Annotated in this window: 14 protein-coding genes; 12 read left to right on the top strand and 2 right to left on the bottom strand. The window is 71.0% G+C overall.

Annotated elements, in window-relative coordinates:
- The first annotated feature begins 98 nt into the window (after nucleotides 1-98).
- Together GA0070604_RS21580 and GA0070604_RS21575 are read left to right on the top strand one after the other, a co-directional pair.
- Complete coding sequence (locus GA0070604_RS21580) at nucleotides 99-1,406, top strand: aspartate aminotransferase family protein (RefSeq protein WP_091121487.1); 1,308 nt, start codon at nucleotides 99-101, stop codon at nucleotides 1,404-1,406.
- Nucleotides 1,403-2,893 carry a CoA-acylating methylmalonate-semialdehyde dehydrogenase gene (locus GA0070604_RS21575; RefSeq protein ID WP_091121483.1) on the top strand — a complete coding sequence of 497 codons (1,491 nt, stop codon included), beginning with the start codon at nucleotides 1,403-1,405 and terminating at the stop codon, nucleotides 2,891-2,893. The genes GA0070604_RS21580 and GA0070604_RS21575 overlap by 4 nt, the downstream gene beginning before the upstream one ends.
- On the opposite strand, the gene GA0070604_RS21570 is transcribed toward GA0070604_RS21575, so the two are convergent.
- The gene (locus GA0070604_RS21570; RefSeq protein ID WP_091121477.1) at nucleotides 2,829-4,241 is read right to left on the bottom strand and encodes an acyltransferase family protein; all 1,413 of its coding nucleotides are present in this window, start codon (nucleotides 4,239-4,241) and stop codon (nucleotides 2,829-2,831) included. The genes GA0070604_RS21575 and GA0070604_RS21570 overlap by 65 nt on opposite strands.
- A 209-nt stretch (nucleotides 4,242-4,450) precedes the next feature.
- On the opposite strand from GA0070604_RS21570, the gene ngcE (GA0070604_RS21565) reads away from it, so the two are divergent.
- The 7 genes from ngcE (GA0070604_RS21565) to GA0070604_RS21535 all read left to right on the top strand — a co-directional run bounded on the left by ngcE (GA0070604_RS21565) (nucleotide 4,451) and on the right by GA0070604_RS21535 (nucleotide 9,580).
- A complete protein-coding gene (ngcE, locus tag GA0070604_RS21565) occupies nucleotides 4,451-5,866 on the top strand; it encodes an N-acetylglucosamine/diacetylchitobiose ABC transporter substrate-binding protein (RefSeq protein WP_091121473.1) in 1,416 nt (471 codons plus the stop codon).
- A gap of 65 nt (nucleotides 5,867-5,931) precedes the next feature.
- Nucleotides 5,932-6,840, top strand: coding sequence for a carbohydrate ABC transporter permease (locus GA0070604_RS21560; protein ID WP_091121470.1), 909 nt, complete (start codon nucleotides 5,932-5,934; stop codon nucleotides 6,838-6,840).
- The gene (locus tag GA0070604_RS21555) at nucleotides 6,837-7,742 is read left to right on the top strand and encodes a carbohydrate ABC transporter permease (RefSeq protein WP_091121466.1); all 906 of its coding nucleotides are present in this window, start codon (nucleotides 6,837-6,839) and stop codon (nucleotides 7,740-7,742) included. The genes GA0070604_RS21560 and GA0070604_RS21555 overlap by 4 nt, the downstream gene beginning before the upstream one ends.
- A gap of 90 nt (nucleotides 7,743-7,832) precedes the next feature.
- The gene (locus GA0070604_RS34015) at nucleotides 7,833-8,381 is read left to right on the top strand and encodes a hypothetical protein (RefSeq protein WP_091121461.1); all 549 of its coding nucleotides are present in this window, start codon (nucleotides 7,833-7,835) and stop codon (nucleotides 8,379-8,381) included.
- A gap of 87 nt (nucleotides 8,382-8,468) precedes the next feature.
- Entirely contained in the window at nucleotides 8,469-8,843 is a 375-nt protein-coding gene (locus GA0070604_RS21545; RefSeq protein WP_091121457.1) for a VOC family protein, read from the top strand.
- Nucleotides 8,836-9,156: an ArsR/SmtB family transcription factor gene (locus GA0070604_RS21540; protein WP_091121455.1), complete on the top strand. Its 321-nt coding sequence runs from the start codon at nucleotides 8,836-8,838 to the stop codon at nucleotides 9,154-9,156. Before GA0070604_RS21545 ends, GA0070604_RS21540 begins: the two co-directional genes overlap by 8 nt.
- A complete protein-coding gene (locus GA0070604_RS21535; RefSeq protein ID WP_091121452.1) occupies nucleotides 9,149-9,580 on the top strand; it encodes an SRPBCC family protein in 432 nt (143 codons plus the stop codon). The genes GA0070604_RS21540 and GA0070604_RS21535 overlap by 8 nt, the downstream gene beginning before the upstream one ends.
- 363 nt (nucleotides 9,581-9,943) lie before the next feature.
- On the opposite strand, the gene GA0070604_RS21530 is transcribed toward GA0070604_RS21535, so the two are convergent.
- On the bottom strand, nucleotides 9,944-10,933 hold the full coding sequence (locus GA0070604_RS21530) for an N-acetylglucosamine kinase (protein ID WP_091121448.1): 990 nt from the start codon (nucleotides 10,931-10,933) through the stop codon (nucleotides 9,944-9,946).
- A gap of 199 nt (nucleotides 10,934-11,132) precedes the next feature.
- Here GA0070604_RS21530 and GA0070604_RS21525 point away from each other — a divergent pair, with 199 nt between their 5' ends.
- Genes GA0070604_RS21525 through ngcE (GA0070604_RS21515) form a run of 3 tightly spaced genes read left to right on the top strand, consistent with a single transcriptional unit; the run spans nucleotide 11,133 to nucleotide 14,300 of the window.
- The gene (locus GA0070604_RS21525) at nucleotides 11,133-12,095 is read left to right on the top strand and encodes a MurR/RpiR family transcriptional regulator (RefSeq protein WP_091121445.1); all 963 of its coding nucleotides are present in this window, start codon (nucleotides 11,133-11,135) and stop codon (nucleotides 12,093-12,095) included.
- Nucleotides 12,092-12,841, top strand: coding sequence for an SIS domain-containing protein (locus GA0070604_RS21520; protein WP_091121441.1), 750 nt, complete (start codon nucleotides 12,092-12,094; stop codon nucleotides 12,839-12,841). Before GA0070604_RS21525 ends, GA0070604_RS21520 begins: the two co-directional genes overlap by 4 nt.
- A gap of 25 nt (nucleotides 12,842-12,866) precedes the next feature.
- Nucleotides 12,867-14,300, top strand: coding sequence for an N-acetylglucosamine/diacetylchitobiose ABC transporter substrate-binding protein (gene ngcE / locus GA0070604_RS21515; protein WP_091121437.1), 1,434 nt, complete (start codon nucleotides 12,867-12,869; stop codon nucleotides 14,298-14,300).
- Nucleotides 14,301-14,318: the final 18 nt, after the last annotated feature.

Genomic DNA, 14,318 nt, shown 5'->3' with positions numbered 1-14,318 from the left:
TGTCAGGTGGCGGCGGACGCTGGGCTACACAGTGGCAGTTGTCCCTGGCCTCCGGGCGGTGAGAGCGTGCGAGGACCTGACCGCTGAAGGGTGCGACGATGACCTCCGACGACCTGCTGGCCCGGCACCGGGCCGTTCTCCCGTCCTGGATGCCGCTCTACTACGCCGAACCGATCGAGCTGGTCTCCGGCTCCGGCCGCCGGGTGACCGACGCGCAGGGACGCAGCTACCTGGACTTCTTCGGCGGCGTGCTGACCAACATGATCGGCTACGACATCCCGGAGATCCGGGAGGCGGTCGAGCGGCAGCTGCGTACCGGCATCGTGCACAGCTCCACGCTCTACCTGATCCGGCAGCAGGTGGAATTGGCCGAGAAGGTCGCCCGGGTCTCCGGCATCCCCGACGCCCGGGTCTTCTTCACCAACTCGGGCACCGAGGCGAACGAGGCCGCGCTGCTGGTCGCCACCAACCACCGCCGTTCGCACCAGATCCTGGCGGTACGCAACAGCTACCACGGCCGGTCGTACGCGGCGATGGGCGTCACCGGCAACCGGAGCTGGTCGGCCAGCGCGCTCAACCCGTTGCAGGTGGCCTGGCTGCACTCCGGTGAGCGGCTGCGTGGCCTGCTGGCCCGGCTCGACTCCGAGGACCGGATCAACGCCGCCGTGGAGGACCTGCGCGAGGTGCTGGCCACCCAGACCTCCGGCGACGTGGCCTGCCTGATCGCCGAGCCGATCCAGGGCGTCGGCGGGTTCGTGCACGGCCCGGACGGGCTCTTCGCGGCCTGGAAGAAGGTGCTCGACGAGCACGGCATCCTGCTGATCAGCGACGAGGTGCAGACCGGCTGGGGCCGCACCGGTGAGCACTTCTGGGGTTACCAGGCGCACGGCGTCACCCCGGACCTGCTCACCTTCGCCAAGGGCATCGGCAACGGGTTCGCCCTGGCCGGCGTCGTCGGGCGGGCCGACGTGCTGGAGTCGGTGCCGGCGATCAGCTTCTCCACCTTCGGCGGCAACCCGATCTCCACCGCCGCCGGCAACGCCGTCCTGGATTACCTGCTCGACCACGATCTGCAGGCCAACGCCGCGCGGGTCGGCGCGATCCTCGGCGACGGCCTGCGGGCCGCGACGGCCGATCTCGACTGCGTCGCCGAGGTACGCGGCAAGGGCCTCATGCTCGGCGTCGAGTTCGTCCGCCCGGGCACCACCGAACCCGATCCGGCGCTCACCGCCCGGGTGTTCGAGGCGTGCCGCGCCGGTGGCCTGCTGGTCGGCAAGGGCGGCCTCTACGGCAACGTGGTGCGGATGGGGCCACCGCTGACGCTGACCGAGGACGAGGCCCGGGAGGGTCTGGCCATCCTGGTCGACGCGATCCGCTCCGGCGCGGCGGCGGAGGCGGCGGCGTGAACCTCATCGGGCACTTCGTCGACGGCAAGCGGGTCGGCGGCGGCTCGGAGCGGCGCGGCGACGTCTTCGACCCGGCCACCGGCCGGCGTACCGCGCTGGTCGAGCTGGCCTCCGCCGCGGACGTGGCGGGCGCGGTGGAGTCCGCCGAGCGGGCCGTGCGGTCCTGGCGGGACGTCTCCCTGGCCAAGCGGACGGCCGTGTTGTTCGCGTTCCGTGAGCTGGTCAACGCCCGGCGGGACCGGCTCGCGGAGGCGATCACGGCCGAGCACGGCAAGGTGCTCGCGGACGCCGCCGGCGAGGTGCAGCGCGGCCTGGAGGTCATCGAGTACGCCTGCGGCATCCCGTCGGCGCTGCGCGGCGGCTTCAGCGAGAACGTCTCCACCGAGGTCGACTCGTACAGCCTGCGGCAGCCGCTCGGCGTGGTGGCGGTGATCTCGCCGTTCAACTTCCCGGCGATGGTGCCGCTGTGGTTCGTGCCGGTGGCGGTCGCCTGCGGCAACGCGGTGGTGCTCAAGCCCAGCGAGAAGGACCCGAGCGCGGCGCTGCTGCTGGCCGAGTGGTTCAGCGAGGCGGGCCTGCCGGACGGGGTGCTGAACGTGGTCAACGGCGACAAGGAGGCGGTCGACGCGCTGCTCGACCATCCCGGCGTGAAGGCGGTGTCGTTCGTCGGCTCCACCCCGGTTGCCCGGTACGTGCACCAGCGCGCCGCGCTGGCCGGCAAGCGGGTGCAGGCGCTGGGCGGGGCGAAGAACCACATGGTGGTGCTCCCGGACGCCGACCTGGACCTGGCCGCCGACGCGGCGGTCAACGCCGGCTTCGGTTCGGCGGGGGAGCGGTGCATGGCGATCTCCGCGTTGGTCGCGGTGGAGCCGGTCGCCGACGCGCTGGTCGCGAAGATCGCGCAGCGGATGGCCCGGCTGCGCACCGGGGACGGCCGGCGGGGCTGCGACATGGGCCCGCTGGTCACCGCCGCGCACGCCGAACGGGTCCGCAGCTACGTCGAGTCGGGGATCGCGGCCGGCGCGGTGCCGGTGGTGGACGGGCGGGACGTCACCCCGGACGGGGCGGCGGAGGGGTTCTGGCTCGGCCCGACCCTCTTCGACCATGTCACCCCGGCGATGTCGATCTACACCGACGAGATCTTCGGTCCGGTGCTCAGCGTGCTCCGGGTCGGCTCGTACGACGAGGCGGTCGAGCTGGTCAACGCCAACCCGTACGGCAACGGCACGGCGATCTTCACCAACGACGGCGGGGCGGCCCGGCGGTACCAGCACGAGGTGGAGGTCGGCATGGTCGGGATCAACGTGCCGATCCCGGTGCCGGTGGCGTACTACTCGTTCGGTGGTTGGAAGGCGTCGCTCTTCGGTGACCTGCACGCGCACGGCGCCGAGGGGGTCGCGTTCTTCACCCGGGGCAAGGTGGTCACCAGCCGCTGGCTCGACCCGCGGCACGGTGGGGTGAACCTCGGTTTCCCCACCCAGACCTGAGCAGTCGCAGCAGCCCCGCCCCGACCAGGTACGCCACCAGCGTCGGGGCGGGCAGCCCCAGCGGCTCGGCCGCGCTCTTCGGGGTCAGGCTGTTCACCAGCAGCCCGGCGGCCACGCCCGTGTAGCCGATCGCCACCAGCGCGGTCTGCAGCGGGCGACTGGTGTACGCCCGGCCGTGCCGGCGGGTGCGGGCCTCGATCGGGCCGAACACGGCGACCAGCGCGGCCAGCACCACCGCCAGGGCGAGCAGCCAGGGCACCCGCCAGGCCCACCAGGCCGCCGAACCGACCCGCGGGGTGGGCAGCACGCCCAGGGCGTCCAACAGGCCGACCAGCAGGACAGCGGCGGTCAGGTGCCAGAGGAAGACGGTCAGCACCACGGCGTTCACCGCGATCACCGACTGCCAGGGGCCGCTGCGGCGCAGCCACCGGCGGGCGGGATCCTGTAGCAACAGGATCAGCCCGAGCTGCCCGGTGGCCGCCGCGAGCAGCGCCACGCTGGGCGGGGCGGTGTTGTTCAGGCGCTCGCCCGGCACGTTCAGCATCGCCACCGGATACGGCCCGACGCGGGTCAGCAGCAGCAGCGCGGCGAGCCCCAGGAGCAGCAGCACCACCCCGGCGCGCCGTGCGGTGGGCAGCCGTCGCCGGCGCAGGCCGGGACGGTCCGCGCCCTGACCCGGCACCGTCGGGCTCGGGCCCCGGGCGTCGTACCAGGCGAAGCCGAGCTGGTGCACGGCCAGCCAGCCGAAGAGGTAGTTCCCGGTGGCCAGGCCGGCCGGGCCGAGGATCCGGCCCAGGTCGCCGAGCGCGACCAGCCCGACCAGCACCAGCGGCACGACCAGCCCGACACGGCGGTGCAGCGCGTACATGGCCGGGGTCAGCGGGACCATCACCAGGTAGGCGACGAGGAACCAGAGCGGGATGGTGGCGAACCAGACCACCGTACGGATCTCGGTGGGGTCGACGCCGCTGAGTCGGGCGATCGCCCCGCCGATCGCGAGGACCACCAGCAGGGCGGTGGTTGGGCGGATCAGCCGACTGCTGCGGTCGATCAGCCAGCCGGTGGCGCTACCACCCCGGGACCGCCAGGAGGTCAGCGCGGCGGCGTTGGCGTAGCCGCCGACGAGGAAGAACACCGGCATCACCTGGGCCACCCAGGTCACCGGCCAGGCCCAGGGCAGGTAGCCCAGCGCGGACTGCCCGGTCGGTCGGCCGGCGCGGTCGTACCCGATCACGGTGATGGCCCAGTGGCCGATGACGACCATGGTGATGGCGAGCGCCCGGAGCAGGTCGACGTAGCGGTCCCGCCCGGGCGGCGTGCGCTCGGCGAGCTGCCGCAGGCGGCGCATGGGCTCAGGCTAGGCCAGCCGTTGCCGGGGTGTGGTGATAACGGTTCGGTTGTCGGGTCTTGTGGTCCGCGCCGCACTGCCGTAGAAATTCTTCAGCAATGTCTAGAGAACTGAAGACAAGCAACACGTGACCCCACCCGTGCCTCGATGCCGCGGCCGCCGTTCCCCCACCCTCGGCGGGCCGCCCGTACCCGAACCGAGGAGATGCGATGAACAGGCGTGAGATCCTTCGGCGCACCGCCGCCGCCGGTCTGCTGGCCACCCCCGCCGCCGGCCTGCTCGCCGGCTGCGCCACCTCCGGCGGCGATGACGACAAGAAGGACGCCGGCTACAAGGGCACCAAGAGCGAGCAGAATCCGCTGGGCGTCAAGGAGGACGCGCCGCTCGATGTGGTGATCTTCAACGGTGGCTTCGGGGAGGAGTACGCCAAGGCCCACGAGGCCATGTACAAGGAGAAGTACCCCAAGGCCGAGATCAAGCACTCCGCCACGCAGGAGATCAACAAGACTCTCCAGCCGCGCTTCGTCGACGGCAACCCGCCGGACGTGGTGAACAACTCCGGCGCCGGCCAGATCGACTTCAACGGCCTGGTCAGCCAGAACGCCGTCGCCGACCTGAGCGAACTGCTCGACGCGCCGAGCCTCGACATTCCCGGCAAGACGGTGCGGGACACGCTGCTGCCCGGCACCGTCGAGGTCGGCTCGTACGACGGCAAGTTCCTCGTCCTCAACTACACCTACACCGCGTACGGCATCTGGTACTCCACCAAGCTCTTCGCGGACCGGGGTTGGCAGTACGCCAAGACCTGGGACGAGCACATCGCGCTCTGCAAGCAGATCAAGGCCGCCGGCATCGCCCCCTGGACCTACCCCGGCGTGCACCCCCGCTACATGAGCTGGCCGGTGATCTCCACCGCGATCAAGTTCGGCGGCCCGTCGGTCGCCGTGGCCATCGACAACCTGGAGCCGAACGCCTGGAAGTCCGACGCGATGAAGATGGCCGCCGACGCGTGGCACCAGATCGTCAAGGACAAGTACATCCTGGACGGCTCGGCGGGCCTGGACCACATTCAGTCGCAGACGGCCTGGTGCCAGGGCAAGGCCGCCTTCGTCTCCTGCGGCTCCTGGCTGGAGAACGAGCAGGAGAAGGTCACCCCGGCCGGCTTCAACATGACCGTCGTGCCCACGCCCAGCCTGGGGGCCGGTGACAAGCTGCCGTTCGAGGCGATCCGGGGCACCGCGGGCGAGCCGTTCATGGTCCCGGCGAAGGCCAAGAACCTCGCCGGTGGCCTGGAGTACATGCGCGTGATGCTCTCCAGGAAGGGCGCCCAGGACTTCACCAAGAAGGTCTCCAGCCTGCCCGTGGTCGCCGGCGCCACCGAGGGCGTCGAGCTGCCGTTCGGCCTGACCACCGTGGCGAAGGCGCTGGACGCGTCCGGCTCCAACGGCTTCAACTGGGTCTACAACAACTTCTACCGCAAGCTGGAGCGCGAGCTCGTTGACGCCGCGTGCGGCGAGTTCTTCGCCGGGCGGATCAGCCCGGCCGAGTTCCTCGACAAGTGCCAGAAGGGCGCTGACGCGATCGCCCAGGACAGCTCGATCAAGAAGTACAAGCGGGCCGCGTAGCCACCTGGTGGGGGCGGCGTGGGCCGCCCCCACCCCCGGCTGCTCGGAGGAGGAGGATCCGCCTCGTGCGACACGGCAAGTACCCGCTGATCATCGCGTTCCTGGTGCCACCGCTGCTGCTCTACGTCCTGTTCGTGATCTCGCCGTACCTGCAGGCGTTCCAGATCTCGACGACGGACTGGCTGGGCTACTCGGCCGAGGCCAACCCGGTCGGCCTGGACAACTTCCGCACCATGCTGCACGACGACCGGGTGTGGAACGCGATCGGCAACAACGCCATCCTGCTCGCCGTGGTGCCGGTGCTGACCATCGGTCTCGGCCTGTTCTTCGCCACCATGCTGTCGATGGGCGGCCGGAGCGGCCGCGCCGGGGTGACCGGGGTCCGCGGCGCCGCCTTCTACCGGCTGGTGTATTTCTTCCCGCAGGTGCTCTCGGTGGTCATCATCGCGCTGCTGTGGAAGGAGATCTACCACCCGAACAACGGCCTGCTCAACGGCGCGCTGCGCGCCGTCGGCCTGCCCACCCCGACCTGGCTCGGCGATCCGAAGACCGCCTTCTGGTGCGTGCTCGCCGCGATGGTGTGGAGCAACGTCGGCTTCTACGTGGTGCTCTTCGGCGCCGCGATGTCCGCCATCCCGCGTGACATCTACGAGGCGGTCATGCTCGACGGGGCGTCCCGTTGGGTCACGCTGCGCCGGATCACCGTGCCGCTGCTGTGGGACACCGTGCAGGTCGCCTGGATCTACCTGGCCATCGCCGCGCTGGACGGCTTCATCCTGGTCCAGCTGATGACGCCACACGGCGGACCCAACTTCTCCTCCGACGTCATCGGGCTGCGGATGTACGACACGGCGTTCGGCGACAACAAGTTCGGGTACGCCTCGGCGATCGGCGTGATGATGCTCTTCCTGACCCTCACGGTGGCGGTGCTGGCACTGCGGGCCGCCCGGCGCGAGAGGATCGAATACTCATGACCACGCTGGACAGGCCGGCCGCGACGGGCGCGGAGCCGGGCCGGAGCGGTCGCGCCCCGAGGCCGCCCCGCCGCGAGTTGGGCGTGGTGAACGTCGCGTCGCACTCCTTCCTGTTGGTCTGGGGCGCGCTGACCGTGCTGCCGCTGCTGTGGATGTTTCTCAGCTCGTTCAAGAGCGACGGCGAGATCCTCTCCGACCCCTGGGGGTTGCCCGGCGCGCTGCGCCTGGAGAACTGGGCCCGGGCCTGGACCGAGGCGCACATCGGCCGGTACTTCCTCAACAGCGCCATCGTGGTGGCCGGCTCGCTCACGCTGACGATGCTGCTCGGCGCGACCGCGGCGTACGTCTTCGCGCGCTACGAGTTCCGCGGCCGGCAGCTGGCCTACTACCTGTTCGTCGGCGGCATGATGTTCCCGGTCTTCCTCGCCCTCGTGCCGCTCTTCTTCGTGGTCCGTAGCTCCGGTCTGCTCGGCACCTGGACCGGTCTCATCCTGGTGTACGCGGCCTACTCGCTGCCGTTCACGGTGTTCTTCCTGACCGCGTTCTTCCGCACCCTGCCGACCGCGGTCGCTGAGGCCGCCCTGATCGACGGGTGCGGCCACTTCCGGCTCTTCTTCCGGGTGATGCTGCCGATGGCGCGTCCGGGATTGATCAGCGTGGCGATCTTCAACTTCCTCAGCCAGTGGAACCAGTTCATCCTGCCGCAGGTGCTCATGCAGGGCGACGACTCGAAGTGGGTCCTGGCCCAGGGGCTCTCCGCGCTCGCGATCAGCCAGGGGTACCAAGGGGACTTCAGCGGCCTGTTCGCCGGCCTGACCATCGCCACGCTGCCGGTGCTGGTGGTCTACGCGGTGTTCCAGCGGCAGATCCAGACCGGCCTCACCGCCGGCCAGCTCAAGTGAGGTGGTGCTGGCCACAGGTAGCGGGGCAGCGCGGCCGGTGATCGTTCCCCTATCGTGGGCCGGCAACTTCAACTGATTGACAGGAATCACATGTTTTTCGTCATCTACGACCTCCTGCTGCTGCTCGGTGGCATCGCGATGATCGTGATCGGCCTGGCGGTCCCCGAGCAGGGCAAGGCCGCCCGGATTCTGAACGTCCTCATCGGCCTGGCCTTCTTCTGCTACGGCTTCTATCTCATGTTCCTCTTCGAGGGTGGCTCGTATCGGATCTTCTTCTACGTCTTTGTTCTGCCGGTCCTGCTGATCGTCCGGGCGTTCAAGGCACGCAAGCAGGCCCGGGAGGAGGCCGCGGCACAGGTCGCCGGGCTGCCTCAGCCGGGCCAGTTCGGCTACGGCCAGCCAGTGCCGCAGGGCCAGCCGGGTTACGGCCAGGCTCCGCAGGGCTACCCGGGTCAGGCTCCGCAGGGCTACCCGGGTCAGGCTCCGCAGGGCTACCCGGGTCAGGCCGTGCCGGGCCAGCCGGGCCAGGGCCAGTACGGCCCGGCTCCGCAGCCGGGCTACCCGGCGCAGCCCGGTCAGCCGGCTCCGCAGGGCCAGTACGGCCAGCCGCAGGGGCAGCCGGGTCAGCCGACCTCTTGAGCCACGAGACGGTGGGCCGGTCGACGCGGGTCGGCCGGCCCCTCCTCGGTTTGACCGGTAGGAAATCTCCTACCTATTGTGGTGGGCATGACCGTGACCCACGTGCAGATCGTCTCCGTACCCGTCAGCGACCAGGACCGGGCCCGCGACTTCTACGTCGACGTCCTCGGCTTCGACCTGGTGCGGGACAACCCGATGGGACCCGGCGGTCGCTGGGTCCAGGTCGCCCCGAAGGGCGCGGCGACCACCCTGACCCTGGTCACCTGGTTCCCGACCATGTCGCCCGGCTCGCTCAAGGGCCTGGTTCTGGAGACCGACGACCTCGACGGCGACGTGGCCCGGCTGCGCGAACTCGGGGTGGCCTTTGCCGACGGTGGCATCCAGGCCGCGCCATGGGGCCGGTACGCGACCTTCGACGACCCGGACGGCAACGGCATCGTGCTCCAGGCGACCAGTGTCTGAGGGGGACGTCTTCGCCGCGCTGGCCAACCCCACCCGGCGGGAGGTGCTGCGGCTGCTGCTGGAACGGGGCGAGCAGCCGGTGCAGCAGCTCGCGGACCACTTCGACATGCGCCGGCCCAGCCTGTCGGAGCACCTGAGGGTGCTCAAGGACGCCGGGCTGGTCACCGAGCAGCCGGTCGGCCGGCAGCGGTTCTACGCGCTGCGGCCCGAGCCGTTGCGCGAGGTGGCCGACTGGCTCGGCCCGTACGAGAGGTTCTGGCGGGCGCGCCTGGCCGACCTGCGTGAGGTGCTGGACGGGTTGCCGGATGAGTGAGCGCGCCAGCATCGCGGTGGATCAGTTCCTGGCCCACTCGCCGGCCAAGGTCTGGCGGGCGCTGACCGATTCTGATCTGTTGGCCCGATGGCTGATGCCCAACGATTTTCGTCCCGTCCCGGGCCACCGGTTCACCTTCCGCACCATCCCGAGACCGGGGCAGGGTTTCGACGGCGTGGTCCACTGCGAGGTGCTGGAGCTGGACGAGCCGCGTCGGTTGCGGTGGGCCTGGCAGGGTGGCCGGTTGGACACCGTGGTCACCTGGACCCTGGTACCCGAGGGTCGGGGCACCCGGCTCTTCCTGGAACACTCCGGCTTCGACCCGGAGGATCCGGTGCAGTGGCGTACGTTCACCCTGCTCGACGGCGGCTGGCGCAGCCATGTCTGGCCCCGCCTGGCGGAGACCCTTGCCGCCTGTTCCTGACCCCCGCGCCGTCCCACCCTCACGGGCCTCCCGCTCTTCGGGGCTTCTTGGCCCGGCCGCGTGCCGCTGTCGCACGCTACGAACCTGATGACGCGAACGATTCGGCCCCACGTGGACCTGATGCCGTGACCGATTCATCGGGCCGGTCGCCGGCGTACCGCCCCAGCGGCTGATTCGTTCGTGACATCAGCTCCGAAGGGGCTCCAGATGTCGTCCGTCCCCGCACAGCGCGCGGACGGCGGTGACTCGCAAGATCGCGCTCGATCCGGAAAGTAGTGGTCTCGCGCACTCTTCGATACCACTCGTTCCTGCATCGAGCACGATCTTGGGGCGCCGCGCCGCGGCACGGGGCGGGGCGCGGGGTCAGGCGGCCGGCGGCACCAGGAGGGCGTGCAGGGCCGCCGGTTCGGTCACCTCGGGCAGGTCGCGGGCGGCGAGCCAGGCCGCGGCTGCGGCACCGTCCCCGGCGGTGTGTAGTGGCGCGTCCGGCCAGCGGTGGGCCAGTTCGGCGCGGACCGCGGCGGCGAGCGGGGTGTCCCCGGTGAGCAGCCCGCCGCCGAGCACCACCGGGTCGGTCACACCGGCCGGCCGGATCCGGGTGACGCTGTCGGCGAGCAGCGTCGCGGCCTCCCGGATGAGTGCCTGGGCGGTGGCCTCGCCCTCCCGGGCCGCGGCCACCACCAGCGGCGCGAGCCGGGCCAGCTCGACCGGCGGCCGCCGGGTGACCGCCTGCACCACGGACTCGGCGGTCGCGCGTGGTCGGTCGGCCACCTCGGTCGAGCCGGTCAGTTCGGCGAGCACCCGGCGGGCCAGTTCGCTCGGCGGGTCGGCGCGGTCCAGATCGGACAGTAGCCGGCGGACCGCCTCGCGGCCCAGCCAGAATCCGGAGCCGGCGTCGCCGAGCAGCCAGCCGTGTCCGTCGGCGGTACGGTCCAGGCGCAGGTCGCGGACCTGGGCGGCGATCGCGCCGGTGCCGGCGATGAGCACGGTGCCGTCCGGGGCCGCGGTGCCCGAGGCGTACGCGACGAGGGCGTCGCCGTGTACGGCGTACGGGCAGCGTAGGCCGGCGTCGGACCAGGCGCGGTCGAAGGCGGCCCGGCCCTGGGGGTCGGCGAGGAGTCGGCCGGCCCCGGCCAGCCCGATGACGCCGGAGCGTACCCGGGTCGGGTCGATGTCGGCGAGCGCGGCGCGCAGTGCGGCGAGCAGTTCGGCGGCGGCCCGCTCGGCGCCGTGGCTGGTCGGGTTGCCGCCGCCGGCCCGGCCGGTGCCGAGTCGTACGCCGTTGAGGCTGAGTGCGGCGGCGCGGGTGGACGTACCCCCGACGTCGAGGCCGACCACGACGCTGTCGGACATCCGCTGGGCCTCCCTGTGCTCGGGCCTTGGTGGCCCTTCATGCTGGTCGGCCCGGCGGTCCGATGCAAGATCCACCGGCCGCCGTCCGGCTGTGCGCCAGGTAACAGTTTGAAAACTTCGCCCACAGCCTTGACACGGAGGGGCTCTTAGTAAGAACTTTTACCACTAACAGTTAACACTCTTTTCCGAAAGGCGTCCCATGGTTGATCACGAGGTGGACACCTCCGCGGGGACCGCGGTGGTCGACGCCGAAGCGGTCGACCGGCGGGGTGCGGTGGCAGTCTCCTCCGACGGCGTGCTGGCCAGGGTCCGGGCCGGCGCGGGGGAGCTGACGGGGGCGCTGCGCCGCGTCGCCGAGCACGTGCTCAGCGACCCGGAGGCGGCGGCCCGCGCCACCATCGTGGAGCTGGCCGAGCGCAGCGGCACCTCACCGGCGACCATCACCCGGTTCTGCCGGGCGATGGGCTTCGAGGGCTACGCCGACCTGCGGCTCGGCATCGCGGCGGAGACCGGCCGGGCGCGCTCCGCCGGCTGGACCGTCGACATCGGCCGGGAGATCCAGCCCAGCGATCCGCTGTCCCGGGTCCTCAACCAGATCATCGCCGCCGACACCCGGGCCATGCACGACACCGCCTCGCTGCTCGACCTCGCCGAGGTGGAGAAGGCCGCCGTCGCCATCGCCGGCGCCAGCCGGGTGAACATCTTCGGCGCCAGCGGCAGCGCCCTGGTCGGTGAGGAGATGCAGTTCAGCCTGCACCGTATCGGGGTGGCCGCCTGGGCCTGGAGTGACGTGCACGAGGGGCTGGCCAGCGCCGCGCTGCTCGGTGCCGGCGACGTCGCGCTCGGCATCTCGCACACCGGGCAGACCCGGGAGACCATCGAGATGCTCGCCGAGGCGGACAGTCGCGGCGCCACCACGATCGCGCTGACCGGCTTTCCCCGCTCGCCGCTGGCCGAACTGGCCGACATCGTGCTGGTCACCGCCAGCCAGGCGACCACCTTCCGACCCGACGCGCTCTCCGCCCGGCACCCCCAGCTCGTCGTGCTCGACCTGCTGTACATCGCGGTGGCGCAGCGCACCCACGACCGCGCCCACGCGGCCTTCCGGCGTACCGCCCAGGCCGTCGACGGGCACAAGGCCGCGAAGGGGGCCGCCTCATGATCAGTGCCCGGCGGTACGCGGAGGCCGTCCGCCCGGTGCTCGACCGGCTGGTCGACACCCAGGCGGACGGGGTGGACCGGGCGGCCGACCTGATCGCCGCCGGGCTGCGTGCCGGCGGGGTGCTCCAGGCCTTCGGCGCCGGCCACTCCGAGGCGTTCGCCGCCGAGCTGGTGGCCCGCGCCGGCGGCCTGGTCCCCACCAACCGACTCTCCCTGCACGATCTCGTGCTGCACGGCGACGCGCCCCGCGACGTGCTCGCCGATCCCAAGCTGGAGCGCGACCCGGCGGTGGCGCACCAGCTCTACGCCCTCGCGGCGCCACAGCGCGAGGACGTGTTCGTGGTCGCCTCCCAGTCCGGCATCAACGGCTCGGTGGTCGAGCTGGCGACGCTGGTCCGGGAGCACGGCCACCCGTTGATCGCGGTCACCTCGGTCGAGCACACCGCCCGGGTCGCTCCTCGGCACCCGTCCGGGCACCGGCTCGCCGACCTCGCTGACGTCGTGCTGGACAACGGCGCGCCGTACGGCGACGCACTGCTGCCGCTCGAGGGCGGCGGCGCGGTCTGTGCGGTCTCGTCGGTCACCGCGGCGCTGCTGGCGCAGCTGCTGACCGCCGAGGTCGTACGACGGTTCCACCAGGCCGGGGAGGTACCCCCTATCTACCTCTCCGCCAACGTCCCCGGTGGGGACGAGCACAACCTCGCCCTCGAGTCGCGGTACGCCGGGCGCCTCCGGCGTACCGCCTGACCCGACACCACAAGGAGAGACGAAGATGTCGGTTACTCCCGAGAACCTCGGCGACCTCAGCCGCCGGACCCTGCTGCGGCGGGCCGCCGCCGTCGGTCTGATCGCCACCCCCGCCGTCGGGCTGCTGAGCGGCTGCGTCAGCGGTGGCGACGACGAGCCGACCGAGCAGGCCGAGGGCAAGAAGTCCGCCGACAACCCGTTGGGCGTCAAGGAGGACGCGCCGCTGGAGGTGGTCATCTTCAACGGCGGCCTCGGCACCAAGTACGCCACCGACGTGCACATCCCGTCGTACAAGAAGAAGTTCCCGAAGGCGGAGGTGAAGTTCTCCCAGGCGGAGGAGATCGCCACGGTCCTGCAGCCCCGGTTCACCAGCAACACCCCGCCGGACATGGTGAACAACGCCGGCTCGAAGCTGATGGACCAGGGCGCGCTGGTGCAGGCCGGTCAGGTGCAGGACCTCACCGAGTTGTTCGACGCCCCGTCGCTGCACGACCCGAACACGAAGGTCCGGGACAGCCTCATCCCCGGCACCGTCGAGCAGGGCACCTTCAACGGCAAGCCGTACGTGCTCAACTACGCCTTCACCGTCTACGGCCTCTGGTACGACGCGGCGCTGTTCGAGAAGAACGGCTGGGCGGCGCCGAAGACCTGGGCCGAGTTCACCGCGCTCTGCGACAAGATCAAGGCGGCCGGCATCACGCCCTACTCCTACGCCGGGGCGAACGCCGCCTACTACCAGTACCTGGTCATCCTGACCAGCGCCGCGAAGATCGGCGGCCCGGACGTGCTGAAGAACATCGACAACCTGGAGGACGGCGCCTGGCAGGCCGAGCCCGTCAAGCAGGCGGCGGCGGCCTGGGCCGAGATCGGCGCCAAGTACGGCAACAAGGCGCACCTGGGCCTCAAGCACACCGAGGTCCAGCTCCAGCAGAACCAGGGCAAGGTGGCGTTCTACCCCAGCGGTTCGTGGCTGGAGAACGAGCAGGCCAAGGACACCCCGCCCGGGTTCAAGTACGCGATCATGCCGACGCCGAGCGTGACCGCCTCCGACAAGCTGCCGCAGACCGCCATCTACGCGGCGGCCGGCGAGATGTACTTCGTCGCCTCGAAGGGGAAGAACCCGCGCGGTGGCATGGAGTACCTGCGGCACATGCTCTCCAAGGAGGGCGCGAAGGGCTTCACGGAGCTGACCAAGGTGCTCACCGTGGTCAAGGGGGCGGTCGACGGTCTGGAGATCTCGCCCGGTCTCAGCAGCGGCAACGCGATGCTCTCCGCGGCGGGCAGCGACTACTTCGCCTACCGCTTCGACACCTGGTACAAGAAGCTCGACGACGAGGCTCGGGCGGCGACCAACGAGCTGATGTTCAACGGTGGCACCGCCGAGAAGTTCTGCGAGCGTATGCAGAAGGCCGCCGACGCGGTGAAGAAGGACTCCTCCATCGAGAAGTTCACCCGCTGAGTCGCAGGTAGGAACGAG

This window comes from Micromonospora eburnea, assembly GCF_900090225.1.
Classification (GTDB): domain Bacteria; phylum Actinomycetota; class Actinomycetes; order Mycobacteriales; family Micromonosporaceae; genus Micromonospora; species Micromonospora eburnea.
The sequence above is the reverse complement of the archived record's forward strand: the minus strand, read 5'-3'. Positions and strand labels throughout refer to the sequence as shown.

Bases quoted from the DNA above. Each gene is read 5' to 3' on its own strand.
- GA0070604_RS21530 (WP_091121448.1), bottom strand. From the start codon at position 10,933: ATGTCCGACAGCGTCGTGGTCGGCCTCGACGTCGGGGGTACGTCCACC.
- GA0070604_RS21580 (WP_091121487.1), top strand. From the start codon at position 99: ATGACCTCCGACGACCTGCTGGCCCGGCACCGGGCCGTTCTCCCGTCC.
- GA0070604_RS21545 (WP_091121457.1), top strand. From the start codon at position 8,469: ATGACCGTGACCCACGTGCAGATCGTCTCCGTACCCGTCAGCGACCAG.
- GA0070604_RS21555 (WP_091121466.1), top strand. From the start codon at position 6,837: ATGACCACGCTGGACAGGCCGGCCGCGACGGGCGCGGAGCCGGGCCGG.
- ngcE (WP_091121437.1), top strand. From the start codon at position 12,867: ATGTCGGTTACTCCCGAGAACCTCGGCGACCTCAGCCGCCGGACCCTG.
- GA0070604_RS21535 (WP_091121452.1), top strand. From the start codon at position 9,149: ATGAGTGAGCGCGCCAGCATCGCGGTGGATCAGTTCCTGGCCCACTCG.
- GA0070604_RS34015 (WP_091121461.1), top strand. From the start codon at position 7,833: ATGTTTTTCGTCATCTACGACCTCCTGCTGCTGCTCGGTGGCATCGCG.
- GA0070604_RS21570 (WP_091121477.1), bottom strand. From the start codon at position 4,241: ATGCGCCGCCTGCGGCAGCTCGCCGAGCGCACGCCGCCCGGGCGGGAC.
- GA0070604_RS21525 (WP_091121445.1), top strand. From the start codon at position 11,133: ATGGTTGATCACGAGGTGGACACCTCCGCGGGGACCGCGGTGGTCGAC.
- GA0070604_RS21520 (WP_091121441.1), top strand. From the start codon at position 12,092: ATGATCAGTGCCCGGCGGTACGCGGAGGCCGTCCGCCCGGTGCTCGAC.
- ngcE (WP_091121473.1), top strand. From the start codon at position 4,451: ATGAACAGGCGTGAGATCCTTCGGCGCACCGCCGCCGCCGGTCTGCTG.